Genomic DNA, 14,958 nt, shown 5'->3' with positions numbered 1-14,958 from the left:
CTTCATGAAACATATAATATTTACAATTTATTTCTTTTATATAACACTTTTCTGTGTTGCACAAAACAATCAGTACAGTCCAATTTCTGTAAAAATTGTCGATGAAACTAATAATCCACTAACCAATAGTAGTGTTAGACTTATTAATGCAAAAGGCAACATTATTTCCAATGGTAACGGCATATTTACAATTTTTCTTACATCTAATTCTGATACACTATGGGTTAGCTATATAGGTTATCGAGATGAAAAAGTGTATATAACACGTGCTGACACTTCTCCTATTGTAATAACACTTAAAACAGCAGAAGCAACACAGCTTCAAGAAGTAGTAGTTAATACTGGATACCAGAGCCTGTCTAAAGAAAGGGCAACGGGTTCTTTTGAAAAAATAGGTGAAGCATTGATTAAACGAAGCGTTAGTACAGATATTCTTAGTCGTTTAGAAGGAGTAAGTAGTTTGAATTTCAACAATAGAGCAAGCGGAAAAAGCTTGTCAATCAGGGGAAGCAGTACAATTATGGGAAATGCAGCCCCATTGATCGTGTTGGATAATTTTCCTTACGATGGAGACATCAACAATATTAATCCGAACGATATTGAAAATATCACTTTTCTTAAAGATGCGGCGGCGGCATCCATTTGGGGAGTTAGGGCAGCTAATGGGGTTATTGTAATTACCTCAAAAAAAGGAAAATATAACAGACCAGCAACTTTAGACTTTTCGGCTAACCTAACCTATGGGAGCAGACCCGACCTTTATTATGCTCCGATTTTAGGTTCGTCAGATTTTATTGAATTGGAACAATTTCTATTTGACAAGGGATACTATAACGCAACATTGAACAATGCCCGAAGACCTGTAGTTTCTCCCGTTATTGAACTTTTAGCTCAACAAAGAAATGGAACTTTATCTTACCAAGTAGTAAATGAGCAAACAGAAAATCTTAAGAAAAATGATGTTCGTAGAGATTTAGATAAGTACTTTTACCAGCCAAGTTTTAATCAGCAATATGCACTAAGTTATAGTGGTGGCTCTAGCAAATACAACTACATTCTATCTGCCGGATGGGATAAAAATAATGAAAACTTAAAGCGTAACGGATTAGAAAGATTAACTCTTCGGTCTGAAAATAACCTTAATCCCTTTAAAGGATTATATCTGCAAGCAGGTATTATTTTTACGCAGATAAACAGGCAGAATAATAATTCAGGTATTCAAACTGTTAGTTCCTCTCCAAAAGGTTTTTATCCTTATGCTTCGTTAACAGATGAAAATGGGAATTCTTTGGCAATCCCATATGAATACCGTTTAGCATATATTGATACTGTAGGTTCAGGGAAGCTTTTGGACTGGAAATATCGACCATTAGATGAACTGAATATGGCAAATAATACTTCCAAACAAACCGACATCCGTTTAAATACAGGAATGCAATATAAACTGGATAATGGATTAGGCGTAGAGATCAGATATCAATATGAACAGCAATCTGGCAACTCTCGAAACGTTTACGATCCAAATAGTTTCACAGCACGGAATTGGGTCAATCTGTTCAGTTATCGAAATGGTTCAACAATGGGGTACCGCGTTCCGATAGGTGGTATTCTAGACCTTGCTAATTCAAGTATGCAATCTCATGTTGGAAGAGGTCAAATAAATTATGATAAATCATGGAAGTCTATACATCGAATATCTGCAATTGCAGGTATGGAGGTAAGAGAAACACATACGACATCCAATAGAAACCGTACTTACGGATATAATGATGACATACTTACTTTCGGAGGTATAAACTATACAGATTTACTTCCCACTTATAACAATCTTAGAGGAACGTTACGCATACCAAATCCCACAGATTTCGGAGATAACCTATTACGCTTTACGTCGTATTATGGAAATGCTGGCTATACCCTGATGGATAGATATACTTTATCAGCAAGTCTAAGGAAAGATGCCTCCAATTTATTTGGTGTATCTGCAAATCAAAAAGGTGTTCCTCTTTGGTCTTCAGGGGTCAGCTGGCAGATAAATAAAGAACCCTTCTATAAACTGGACATATTACCTCTATTAAAACTCCGAATGACCTATGGTTATAATGGAAATGTTGATAATACACTTTCTGCACTAACCACAATACGATATGGAACTAATGCTTACCTTACTGGGCTTGACTATGCTTATGTATTTAGTCCTGGTAATCCTGAATTACGTTGGGAAAAATCAGCTATGTTAAACATAGGACTTGATTTCGGTTTCACAAACAATAGGTTATCGGGAAGTATAGATTACTATTCACGAAGAGGGACAGATTTAATTGGGCAAGCCCCAATAGATCCGACTACAGGTGTTCTATCTCCGGCCAGCGAATTTCTATATAAAGGTAATGTTGCCAATATGAAGGGCAACGGTTTAGATATAATTTTGCATGGAAATATAATACAAGGAAAGTTTAACTGGCAATCAGATGCCATTTTAAATTACACTAAAAATAAGGTAACTAACTATCAGATATCATCATCAGCCACCGCAGCTAATTATGTTGGATATGGACTGCTTGTTTCACCATTTGTAGGCAATCCTGTTTACGGTATTTATAGTTACGATTGGGCTGGTCTTGACCCTGAAAATGGAGATCCACAAGGTTATCTAAATGGCGAAATAAGTAAGGATTACTATTCGATAATTTCAAGCGCTCCTTCAACTTTAGTCTATCATGGATCAGCCGTACCAACCGTATTTGGCTCGATACGTAATACTCTATCCTACTGGAATTTCTCTCTTTCATTTAATTTTATGTATAAAGGAGGATATTACTTCCGTAGGAGTAGTATTGATTATCTGGCGCTTTATGCAAATTGGAGAGGGGGACACGCCGATTACTTACAGCGCTGGCAAAAACCGGGAGATGAACAACGTACAAATGTTCCATCAATGCCTTATCCTGCAAATTCGGGGAGAGACGCCTTTTATAATAATTCAACTGTATTGGTGGGAAAAGGGGACCATATACGATTGCAGGATATTAACTTGTGTTATACATTAAGCAGAAATAAAAAGGGTAAACACATAAAGCAGTTACAAATCTATTCATACATGAACAACCTTGGCATCCTTTGGAGAGCAAACAAAGTTGGACTTGACCCTGACTATTATGCAGGAGGTTTTCCGCTTCCGTTAACTGTTTCTTTAGGCTGTAAGGCTTCATTTTAATTTAGAATAACTAAGAGATATGAAAAGAAAAACATTATCCATATTGTCATTTATTGTCCTATTGATATTAATGGGATGCAAAAAATTCTTAGAAGAAAAACCTGATAAAAAATTAGTCGTACCTTCAACCGTACAGGATGCCCAAGCTTTAATGAATAAAACAGATGTTTTTACAACAATATATCCAGCATCGGGGGAATTTGCCGCGGGGGATTTTTATCTGCTTTCCGAAGATTGGCAGTCTCTTACGGAGCAGTCCCAGCAACAAAGCTATATTTGGGGGGATAATGTATTTAATGAGTATGAACGAAACGATTGGTCGTTACCTTATGTTACGGTTTACAATTCAAATGTAGTTCTCGATGCGATAGCAAAAGGAGATATAAACGGTACGCAAAATCAGATAGATGATATTCGAGGCCAAGCTTTATTCTATCGGTCTTATGCTTTTTATAGTTTATTACAGATTTTTTCAAAAGCATGGGACAGTGCAACCTCAAATACGGACCCCGGAATTCCGCTAAGGCTATCATCCGACTTTAATATACCAACAACGAGATCATCGGTAGCGATATGCTATCAACAGATTATAAATGATGTTAAAGAAGCTGTTGGATTGTTGAATGAAAGCACCACATTGAAGACGAGACCCTCAAAAGCCGCTGCCCATGCTTTTTTATCTAGAGTATTTTTAAATATTGGTCAACACGAACAGGCACTTGCCTCTGCTAACAATGCCCTTTCCTTTAACGACAACCTTATTGACTATAATAGCTTAAATACAACAACAGATTTTCCATTTCAATTATTTAATAATGAAGTTATCTTTCACACACGGCTATGGAACTACCTGCCATACGCCCCTGCACCCAAAGTCGAACCTGATTTATACTCATCATACAATACTTATGATTTAAGGACAATTCTGTTTTTTGTAAGCAATAATGACGGTTCATATAGCTATAAGTCAGGATATAATGGCGATGACGGATTATTTAATGGTTTGGCAACAGATGAATTATATTTAATTCGGGCAGAATGTTATGCACGACTAGGGAATACGTCCCACGCAATGGAAAACCTGAATACATTAATGGAAAAGAGATGGCTGATGGGATATTTTACTCCACTATCTGCAAGCACAGCTGATGAAGCATTGAAAATAATACTGCAAGAAAGAAGAAAGGAATTAGTTTTTAGAGGATTAAGGTGGTCTGACTTAAAAAGGTTAAATAAAGACCCAAGATTTGCTGTAACTTTAAGGAGAACGGTCGAGGGTAATGAATTTGTATTACCCCCCAACGATAATAGATATTCATTTCCAATTCCTTCCGCAGTTATAGAAATGACAGGAATAAGTCAAAACTTACGGTAGAATAAAACAAGGACGGACCGTTATTAATACAATCCGTCTTTGTTTTTACTGCTACTTATCTTGCTTTAAAAGTAATGTTAGTAGCTTGTGAAAGATCAGGTTGTCCACTTCCATTATCGGGAGCTTTAAGAGTGCAACGAACAGTTGAAGTGTTAGGGCAGCTTTCACTACCAGTCGCAGGGATATAGTTTGCTGGATTGCTGTGTCCTGCTGTGGTTGATTGGGTATATTGCCATACCTCCACATCGTCTATTGACGAATTACCGGCACTTTTTTCTGCCATTTTAAACGACATGGTTACCGCTGCAATTGCCACAGCCGCTACCATAAACAGATTTAATTTTAATTTTTTCATTGCTTTAAAATTTTGATGTTAAAGAATACTTTTATTATATAGTCTTTTGGCCGACCCGCCCTCGGCAGTTTCGCTTCCCGCGTTGCTGCCTCGCAATTTGTACCATAAATAAAGTCCTGCTCCGCTGATGAGCAGAAAAAACATGTTGAAAAAGAAATGCTGTAGCCAGGTCATGCCACTGATCACCGAACCACATCCGCAGGGCAATTTTTCCCATGCGCCTAATAATGCGATCCCTACATATCCCGTAAAAGCAACCATCAATAAAGTAGAAAGGACCAATCCGATACCCCTTAATTTTTCAGAAATAAGACAGATTACCGTAGTGCATTCCAAAACGGGCAATGCGTAAATCAGAACATATCCAAAACCGTTGGAAAACGGTTGGTTAAGAATTCCCGTTTTAAATGCAGTAAAGTCGGTCAGCTTATCAATGGTTACAGGTATCCATAATGCCAGTAAAGACAGAATGATCAGTAAAAGTGCGATGCCTTTTTTACCGCTAAAACCCTGATGTGTAAACTTCCATACCATAATTAATTTCTTAATAGCCAAAATGGTAGTAAGTGGCAGTGTTTGGCCGCCATTTGCTTCCTAATACAAAGTTGGGTAGTACTTTTGGATGGCGAAACAGAAAAACGGTAAAAATGATAAGGAAATTCACAGGGAAATCTTACCGGATTTTCCTGTAAGTAGCTGAGAACATAACTACAGCAAGCTGTAGCGAGCTGACAGATGTTTATTTACCGAGTTTTCGAGTGTATTTATTGTAGGCATATCGGAATGAACTTTCATCCGTATATCCAACATCGAAATAAACATCTCTAACAGGTTTGTTCAGTGTATCTATCAAATACCTTGCTTTCTCCATACGAAGCTTGGTATAGTAATCGTGTATTGTGGTATTGAACTCTGTTTTAAACTGGTTTCTCAAAGTGCGTTCGGTAGAATGAAATATATCTGTGAGTTTGGCGGCATTAAGGTCATGCTCGCAGAAATGGTTGTCAATATAATGCTTTACCCTATATATGAGCATTCCTTCCCGTTCATTAACCAACTTGTGGTAATGTTCCAGAGCCAGTGATATATATAGTCTCAACAGCCCATCCAACGCACCCTTGTTCTTTTTATCGAACGAATAAATTTCCTTCAGCCAGCAGTGTATCTTCTTATCCATCCGGCAATGTGGCATAATCTCATATTTCCTTGATAGGTTTTGAAAGTCTTCCACAAATTTCTTCAGGGTATCGAACTCATTTGCCACATTTTTTATCCAATCCGTATCAATGGAAACAAGCAGCCCTATATGCTCTCCCTTGTCGCCACTAACGGTAAGCAAGCCGGGCCTAGTCTGTGATACATAAAAACGGTTTGCCCTCGATGTTGTGACAACAGTTTCTGTTTTATATAGACGCACAGATATGCTTCCATGTAGCATAAAATAAAAGAAAATCTGATCTCCCGTAATTTTCAGGTCAATATTAAAGGGCTCTTCGGCTTTATGCTCAATCAGATCAATGAGGAACGGCTTTAGATTAAGTCGCTGTAGTAATATATTCCCTTTTTTCAATTGATGAAGAACTGCTTCTGTACCTATAGACAATGGGTATCTGCTCCAATAAGGCAAATCATTAAAAACTTTTTGGGTAGATATGGCCTGTTTGCCGAACATAAATATATATGGGTTTTTCATGAGCGTAGGTATAAATTTTAAATGTCATATTATGGTTTAAAATCTATTCACAATAGATTTTAAGATGCAAAGTTTTTAAATTAAAACGAATTTTACGCCCAACTTGGGTACATATTGGGAGGGTTCGCTATAAACCAATACCACTTTTAAGGTTGTCATAGCGGTCGGAACTCACATTATAATTGGGCATCATGCTTACCTTACCCTGTTCATCCTTTTTTTTGTCCGCTTCAGCTTTTTATAACTGTTATAGGTAAGAGTAAAAATTTATTTTTACCAACTATTTAAGTTGATTTGATCATGGGTATAGTAAATATTTTTAGAACGGATGTGGAAACCAAGCGAGAAGCTGAACTAATATTATATATCGTATCAAAAGAGGTTTCTAACTGTAAAGTGAATTTTGATTTGGAGGACTGCGATAATATCTTAAGAGTAGAAAGCGAAAAATGCCTAGATAAAGACATTACAGATTGTATGGTAAAGCTGGGCTATATCTGCGAAAAGCTGGACTAGCCCATACTTAAAAAGTAAATGGATAACTTTTGGATTTCATAACTATATTAATTCATAATATTTCTATACCTGTAATCTAATTTACACTACGGGCAAATAAACAGAGCTTTGTCCTGTTCACCTTCATTTTTGTCCTGCTAGGTTTTTTTAAATTCTCTCCCTTCTTACAAGCTGATACATTTGCTTCAAACTAAAACTTTAAACAATGAAAAAAATACTTTTGATCGGATTTTTATTAATTACGGCACAGACAACATTCGCCCAGGGATTGTTCAAGCGTTTAAGCTTTGGATTAAAAGCTGGAGGAAACTACAGTAATTTTACCGATGCCGGGTTTGATACCGAAGGTCTTGCGGGTTTCCACGGAGGAGCAATTATCAACTTCAGGCTTACCAATAAATGGTCCATCCAAGAAGAGTTTTTATACTCTACCCAAGGAGCAAAAATAAAGGATAAACTATTTGGGGAAACCGACCTGAAACTCTCTTATATGTCCGTTCCAATTCTGTTAAAATATCATTCCAATATCGGGCTATATGCTGAAATTGGCGCTCAGGCCAATATGTTGATTGAAGATGCTAAAAACACCGCATTCGAAGACTTTGCTGATAAAGTTGATGCTGGTGCAGTGGCTGGACTTGGATATCAGTTCAGGGCAGGTCCTGTAAAAGGCCTTGGCGTTGGCGCACGATATTACCACGGATTTATGGAAGTGGGCAAGTTCAAATCTTCCAGTATTAAAGGAGATTTTAAGAATAGTGTGGCCCAGCTTAGTGTGTTCTACATTTTTTAAATCACCTTGGGTATAACCGAACAGCATAGATAGGGTAAGCTAGTTCAAGCAAACCATTTACAACCCTTTCTATTTTTTTTGAAATTGGTTTTTTAATGATATATAACTAAATTATTTTACAAGCATGAAAGTAGCAATTTACAATGGACAAGGGGGAATATCGATAGAGGAAAAAAACATTCCTGAGATTGGGGAAGCCGATGTTCTGGTACGCAATCTGCGTGCGGGTATTTGTGGAACAGATATTAATATCGTAAAGGTAGGTTCGGAAATGGGTATCAGATATGGCTCTGAATTTGGACACGAAATGGTGAGCGAGGTGGTACAGGTTGGTAAAATGGTATCCCCAGATATCAAAGTTGGAATGATAGTAGGCGTTAACCCCATTACCGCCAAAAGGGCTGGCAGATCTTATTCTCTGGAATGTGGTGGTTTTTCACAATATATAGTAATTGAAGATGCCAAACTCGATTACAACCTTTACGAAATGAACCCGGATGTCCCCTTGGAAACAATGGCTTTGATGGAACCAATGAGTGTAGGAAGACATGGGGCTTTCCGTACAAACCCCAAGCCAACGGATAAAATTGTAGTACTGGGTGCTGGTCCAATTGGATTATCGGCTGCCGCCAGTCTAATTGCTGAGGGAATGACAAACGTATGTGTAGTAGATATGGATGAGTGGCGCTTGGAGAAAGCGAGAGAAATTGGTGCGCAATCACTTAACACTTCCAAACACTCCTTAAATGGGGGATTGGCAACTATTTTCGGTGAAATAGATAGTCATGGCAATAAAGTTCCCGATGTGGACATATATATTGATGCAGCGGGAGCTCCAGCACTCTTTATTGAAATAGTGAAATGGGTAAAGCACGGTGCACGGATATCTCTTATAGCAGTTTATAAAAATCAAGTACCACTTAATCTTTCGCAGGTAATGTCAAAGGAAGTAGTCATCTTGGGATCAAGTGGCTATAACCACGAGGATATAAAGGCTGTTGTTGGATATATCAATAATAATGAAACAAAGATTGGGAATACGGTAAGCAAGGTCTATAGGCTTGACAATATACATGAGGCATTTCAAGTGGCCATAGAAGCGAAAAAGGTCATTAAGGTTATCATCGATATGGAATAATAGTGTCTCCCCATCAGTATTGGGAGAGATTTACAAAGATCTAGATTTTACCTGAAGGGATGGAGTTCGTTCTCCATCCCTTAAATTTTCCCCGGTATCTGCCTGCTCTTGCGGTGCAATAGACAACTGTATCTTCCGCTCGACAGCTGCAAGTTCCGTTTTGAGCTCGCTCAATCTACTTTCCTTTGACCATGTTCCGTTAACCACTTCCTGAAGTATAGGCAAGTCTTTTTGCAGTTCGGTAATTTTCTTTTGTTCCTGCTCGATATAGCCAGGCAATTTTTCTAATGCTTTCAAAAAATTCATGGCCGCCGTTTCGGGATCTTTCGCCATAATACCATTGTTGTAGGTATATTTAATATTACCCTCGCCCTGTACCAAAAAGCGGTTTACACGAATATCAACACCCTCTTTTTCGGATATTTCGGTTTTTACCAATAACTGAAACCCATACAGACTACCTATTTCCTGGTATTCACCTCCTGTACGTGCTTTATCTGCAAGCTGATTGAGCTTTGCACCAATCTGTTTTATGTCCGCATTGGACGGTAAACCGTCCAGTAACACAGGATTTGCAATGATGCCGTCCGAATGCTTTTGTATCCGCCCCTGTAAATTCTCCCAATCAAGGTTAAATTTATCAAGCCGTGACTGCGCACTTTCAAGCATTGCGGTAGTATCTTCCAATTTGTATTTAGAACTGAACTTGGAACGGTTAAAAGCCTGCTTTTCGCTTTCCAATCCGGCAACCTGTTTTTCTAATTTGGCTTTATCCAACAGGTCTGTATTCCCTGACAGTATAGCCACGTATTCCGAAAAGTTCATTCCCGATTTTTCATCCATGCTACCTTCATCAATGGTTCGTTTGCCGAGGTTATTCGTTTTTAGCTGGTCTATAAAAAGTTGCTTGTTGTACAACAGGTTGAACTTGTAACTATCCAATGATTTTTCTACGGCATAGATGATCACATTTACTTTGTTATCAGCAAAGAATTTGGCAATCTCATTGCCTTTACGAACGGCTCTGCCGTCCCTTTGAGCTAGGTCGCTTGGTCGCCAAGGTGTATCGAGATGATGGACGGCAACAGCTCTTTTCTGCGCATTTACGCCTGTTCCGAGCATGCTTGTGGAACCGAACAGCACACGGATCTTACCCTCGTTCATATCTTTAATGAGCTCTTTGCGTTGCTTATCATTCTTTGCCTCCTGAATAAAGCGTACTTCGTGTGCAGGTACGCCGTGGTCTTCCACGAGTTTGCGTTTGATTTCGGAGTACACATTCCATTCGCCCGGCTTGTATGTTCCCAAATCGGAGAAAACGAACTGTGTTCCTTTCTGTGCATTGTATTGGTTGTAATATTTGGCAATGTTTTGAGCACAATGCGAAGCTTTATTATCAGGATGGTCTTCATACCGGCCACTTACCATCCGCATATCAAGCGACATCTTACGGGCGTAGTCCGTTGCGATGAGCATCTTTGCTTTTTCCTCACTTTGACTTAACGGAGGCCTGCCCAACAGTTCTGCATTTCCCGTTTTGGCAAACTCCATCAGCTTTTGGATAAATACCGATTGGTCTGGCGTTGGAGGTATGTTATACAATACCTCGTTCTTATTGGGGCGGTCGATACCGATATCTTTTGCCGTTCGGTAATCTGTAATTTCGGAGTAGAATTGTGCCAGCTCAGGGACTTTGATAAAATAGCGGAAACGTTCTTTTGCTACGATATTGTTGGCTACAGAAAATTCATAGTCGGTGGTTTTTCTTGCATAGATTGCTGCCCACGCATCAAAAGAATGGATACCTTGTTTTTCCATTGCTTTTGGTCGCAGGTATTTGAAAAGCAGATACAGTTCCGTTAGCGAATTGCTTATAGTTGTTCCAGAAAGAAAGGTAGCACCCATATCCGCACCCGTACGTTCCTGAATGGTACGGATAGCAAAGAGCAGGTTCATTGCCTTTAAGCTTCCATCAACGTTGCCCAATCCGGCAACCCTTGTATGCCTTGTGTTGAACATCAGATTTTTGAACTGGTGGCTTTCGTCCACAAACAAATGGTCGATGCCCATCATTTTAAAGTCCACCACATCATCCTTGCGGTTCTCAATATCGTGTTCGAGGGTTTTAAGCTTTACTTCGAGGTTTTCCTTGCGCTTAATTACTCCGGCGAGCATACCTCTGGTCACTTCCTTGCCCTGTGATTGCAGGGCGTCGAGGTTACGCTCTACACTGTCCAGTTCTATATGCAGAATTTCCTTCTGTATTTCGGGGGACTGCGGTATCATCCCGAACTGGTCATGCGTGAGTATCACACAATCCCAATCATTATTTTTAATATCGCCAAAAATGCGCAGGCGCTTTTGAGGCGTAAAATCTTCCTTGCCCGGAAACAGGATTTTAGCGTGTGGATAGGCAGTGCGGTAGGCTTCGGCTATTTCGTGGACATTGCTTTTCAGCCCGATAATCATCGGCTTATGGGCTAAGCCCAGACGCTTCATTTCCTGTGCTGCGGTACACATTACCAACGTTTTTCCTGCACCTACTTCGTGGTCGCAGATAGCACCGTTGTTCAGCTTTATCATCCAAACGGTGTCCTTTTGGCTCGAATACAGGTCTTGGATACCCAGTGCCTTGCGATCCAGCCCAGGAAAGTCCTGATGTGTTCCGTCATAATTGGGACGGACAAAGCAGTTAAAGGTATCGTTGTATTGGTCTGTAAGCCTGTTCTTAAACTCATCGTTTTGGGCGTGCAACCATTCGGTAAATGCCGTACGGATTTCGTCAATCTTGGTGTTCGCCATTTGTATAGCTTCCATATCCCGCACTTTTACTTCCTGATCGCCAACCTTTACTTTTTTGGTTATATCAGGCGTAGTATTGACCAATGCGTGTTTAAGCAGTGCAATTCCGTCAAATGTCCGGCTTTCTGCCTTTACAGCGTATTTATCCCAGATATGTACATTCTTCCGGTCACACTTTACGGAAAAATCATCGGCACTTTCGGAGTAATGGATAAGGACATCCGTATCGAACAGGTGCGAAGCAAACCGGGCATAGATGCCGGTGGGGATCCAACGCTCGCCGAGGTTAAAATCCAGCTCTTCAAATTCGATACGTCTTGGTCGGGCTTCTTCCAAAACGGTAAGGCTTGCTTTGGCTTGGTTATCATCGGGATAACCTTCGAGGTAGGTCCGTACCTCTTCCGCTTTCTCCACTACATTGCCCGCAATCCAGCGTTCGGATATTTCATATTCCATTTGCAGAGGATTATAATATATACGAGCATGTAAGGCTTCTTTTAGCGCATCAGCAGTCATACCACTGATTTCGGACATAAAGTCCAAATCCACGCTTCCATACTTGTTCAGCGAAGCCGCTAAAGCTTCTTCCGGATTGTCGGTTGCTATGGTTACGGTAGAAAAACTTACCGGACGGCTGAATATATCCGCCTTATGTACCACGCCACCAACGACACGCTCCAGGTAAGGGATTTCCTTACCGGAACTGTCAGTTTTGATTAGCTTGATATTATCGGTACTGTTGAGGTTGCCATACCTTTTGACAAAAGCATCGTACAAACGGTTTAGGTTTTCCCTTTCTTCTTTGTATTCGGTGTGATGCTGAGCCTCTTTTGTGTAAAGCTGTTGGTAAACATCACGCATCCCGATATACGCTTCCGCTCTTGCTTTCTGCAAGGACGGCAATTGCAATGGATGAAAAACAGCCTTATTGTCTGCTATATTCACATCATGCAGATGGCCGACCCACCCATTATCTACCACAAGGCAATCGCTTCGGTGGAACGATTGGAGTTTGCCACTATATGGTGCAGGCGCAGGAATAGTACTAGTAACAGTAGGTCGAGCAGTTTGGCCATTCTCACCGAAACCTGAAAACAGGTCGCCGACAGCTTCCTGTTTTATACCATTGGTCGCTGCGTTTCCGTTAGTAGTTCTATTGTTAATGGTAGGCGTATAATGTTGCTGCATCGCACTACTGAACAGGTCGGGTTGGCGACCAATTGCACCTCTACTTTTATTTGTGCTTTGCCTTTTTGCCTGTGTGGCTCTCTTTGGCGGGGCAAGAACGGCTACAGGTTCGTCCACATTTTCAAACAGATCGAAAATGCTCAACTGCTTTAATTCCTGTGGGCTTTCCTGATGTGTTGCCGGAACGGGTAAAGGTTGCATTTTTTGCTGAATGATTACTGGTTCGATAACCGGAGGTGTAACTTTCGGTTCAACCGGAATTCGTATCACAGGTTCATCATTCCGTTCGCCTTTGTATAAGTTCAAATTCAGGTGCTTTCCAAAATCTTCGGAAAGCATTTGTCTGAGGTCTTTGGCAATACCATCAACCCCGTTTTTATGGGTGTAGATAAGCGCAGGTTGTCCGTAAGGGTCTGTATCTAATTTATAGTCAGTATGCACAATCCTTGTGCTGTCCTGAAAGAGTGCATTGCCAGGGATATTGTTTTCCGTTGGCTTACTCTGGCAAAAGAGATCTTCTCTTTCGGTCAGGCTTTGCTTTGCAGTATTCTTTTGTAGGATAATCAAATCACTGCCAACCTCCGTACCGGCATATTCTGTAAACAGGTTGTTGGGCAACCGGACAACGGAAACCAAATTATTATTCTGCATTAGCGCTCTGCGTATCGGCTCGTTCTTAGGGCTATTCAAAATACCCTGTGAAGTGATGTAAGCCAATAAGCCTCCCTCACGAACCATATCAGCGCCTTTCAGGAAAAAGTAATTGTGTATACTTCGGGCGGCCTGTACTTTTGCAACATCCTTGCTTCGGGAATAGGAAAGATCAAACACAGAAGTATCGCCAAACGGAATATTGCTAGCAATGACATCATAGCTCTTTTGTTCCCTTTCAGGAATTTCCTCGAAACCGCTCACACGGATATTGCTTTCGGGATAAAGCTGTTTTAAAATTTTGCCAGTGAGCAGATCCTTTTCATAAGCGGTAACGCTGGCCTTTTGATGTTCTGAAAATGACTGTATAAACGAACCAGTACCTGCGGAGGGTTCGAGGAACTTATCAATGCTCAGACCGCTTTCACGCAAGGTTGCAGAAATTGCGTCTATGATCTTTGGCGGGGTATAAAAAGCCGTCAGTACGGAGCTTTTCATACTCTCCACATACCTGCGGTATTCTTTTTCGTCTTCGGAATTATCTTTGAGCAGCTGGTGGAGTTCGCGGGTAATCGGGAAAAGGTCGTGTTCCGTTTTCCGCCAATTATTGATGTCTATTTCATTTGCTATGGGGTTCAGCACGAATTTAAGACCGCCAAATCCGCTGTATTGCATCATTAGCAGTCTTTCACCTACGGTAGCTTGCCGGTTCTCCTTTTCCAGTTTAAAAGCAATTCGCAGGGCATCAATATTCTGTTGGAGATGTTGCTTTTTACTGAAGCCCATTTTCCTCTATCCATATTGCGATGGTTCCGGTCAGTTCGGTATAGAGCAGATCGTACTCTGTGTTGTACGCGAAATCATCGGTTAGCTCATATTGGGCAAATACAGGCTCACTAACGGTGAACATTTTAAGGGCGAACGGTCTTAGTTCCTCGTCTGCCATGATGGTGTCGAACTCATTGCTGACTACCTGAAATATGGTGTCGAATTTGGAGAAGTGCAAGCCATCAAAGAGAATGTAATTGGCTATTTCATTGCATTGCTCAATCGCATTTCCCGAACGGAAAGCACCTTCATAGGCATTGGCTGCCCACGAGGAACGCTGGTCAATAAATTTGTGGTCGTGTGCCTTTTCGGGAAAGCTGGTGTTTAATAATTCTTGTAGTCGTAATCTGAAATACGATAGGTCTTTTTGCTGAGTATCCATACTATAATTTTGTTTAGAAT

Annotated in this window: 10 protein-coding genes; 5 read left to right on the top strand and 5 right to left on the bottom strand. The window is 40.3% G+C overall.

All coding sequences use genetic code 11. From position 1 onward, the window contains the following. The first annotated feature begins 4 nt into the window (after positions 1–4). A complete protein-coding gene (locus V6624_RS15420; protein WP_338839222.1) occupies positions 5–3,217 on the top strand; it encodes a SusC/RagA family TonB-linked outer membrane protein in 3,213 nt (1,070 codons plus the stop codon). 19 nt (positions 3,218–3,236) lie between these two features. After that, positions 3,237–4,592 (top strand): RagB/SusD family nutrient uptake outer membrane protein, encoded by a 1,356-nt coding sequence (locus V6624_RS15415; protein WP_338839221.1) that lies wholly within the window; start codon positions 3,237–3,239, stop codon positions 4,590–4,592. Positions 4,593–4,647: 55 nt separating this feature from the next. Here the strand turns inward: V6624_RS15415 and V6624_RS15410 are convergent, their stop codons facing one another. The 3 genes from V6624_RS15410 to V6624_RS15400 form a co-directional block, all read right to left on the bottom strand. Continuing rightward, positions 4,648–4,947 (bottom strand): hypothetical protein, encoded by a 300-nt coding sequence (locus V6624_RS15410; RefSeq protein ID WP_338839219.1) that lies wholly within the window; start codon positions 4,945–4,947, stop codon positions 4,648–4,650. Positions 4,948–4,965: 18 nt separating this feature from the next. After that, a complete protein-coding gene (locus V6624_RS15405) occupies positions 4,966–5,481 on the bottom strand; it encodes a MauE/DoxX family redox-associated membrane protein (protein WP_338839218.1) in 516 nt (171 codons plus the stop codon). A gap of 205 nt (positions 5,482–5,686) precedes the next feature. Beyond that, entirely contained in the window at positions 5,687–6,640 is a 954-nt protein-coding gene (locus tag V6624_RS15400; protein WP_338839216.1) for an AraC family transcriptional regulator, read from the bottom strand. A 330-nt stretch (positions 6,641–6,970) separates the two neighbouring features. Here V6624_RS15400 and V6624_RS15395 point away from each other — a divergent pair, with 330 nt between their 5' ends. The 3 genes from V6624_RS15395 to V6624_RS15385 all read left to right on the top strand — a co-directional run bounded on the left by V6624_RS15395 (position 6,971) and on the right by V6624_RS15385 (position 9,087). Further along, positions 6,971–7,156 carry a hypothetical protein gene (locus V6624_RS15395; protein ID WP_338839215.1) on the top strand — a complete coding sequence of 62 codons (186 nt, stop codon included), beginning with the start codon at positions 6,971–6,973 and terminating at the stop codon, positions 7,154–7,156. Positions 7,157–7,361: 205 nt separating this feature from the next. Beyond that, positions 7,362–7,949, top strand: a complete 588-nt coding sequence (locus V6624_RS15390) for a porin family protein (protein WP_338839214.1) — start codon at positions 7,362–7,364, stop codon at positions 7,947–7,949. 124 nt (positions 7,950–8,073) lie between these two features. Continuing rightward, positions 8,074–9,087, top strand: coding sequence for a zinc-dependent alcohol dehydrogenase (locus V6624_RS15385; protein ID WP_338839213.1), 1,014 nt, complete (start codon positions 8,074–8,076; stop codon positions 9,085–9,087). A 30-nt stretch (positions 9,088–9,117) separates the two neighbouring features. On the opposite strand, the gene V6624_RS15380 is transcribed toward V6624_RS15385, so the two are convergent. Together V6624_RS15380 and V6624_RS15375 are read right to left on the bottom strand one after the other, a co-directional pair. Next, a complete protein-coding gene (locus V6624_RS15380) occupies positions 9,118–14,514 on the bottom strand; it encodes an N-6 DNA methylase (protein WP_338839212.1) in 5,397 nt (1,798 codons plus the stop codon). Further along, complete coding sequence (locus V6624_RS15375) at positions 14,501–14,938, bottom strand: DUF1896 domain-containing protein (protein WP_338839211.1); 438 nt, start codon at positions 14,936–14,938, stop codon at positions 14,501–14,503. Before V6624_RS15375 ends, V6624_RS15380 begins: the two co-directional genes overlap by 14 nt. Positions 14,939–14,958: the final 20 nt, after the last annotated feature.

Source organism: Flavobacterium ginsenosidimutans (assembly GCF_037478105.1).
Lineage (GTDB): Bacteria > Bacteroidota > Bacteroidia > Flavobacteriales > Flavobacteriaceae > Flavobacterium > Flavobacterium ginsenosidimutans.
Note: the sequence above shows the minus strand (reverse complement) of the source record. Positions and strands in the feature narration are given on the sequence as shown.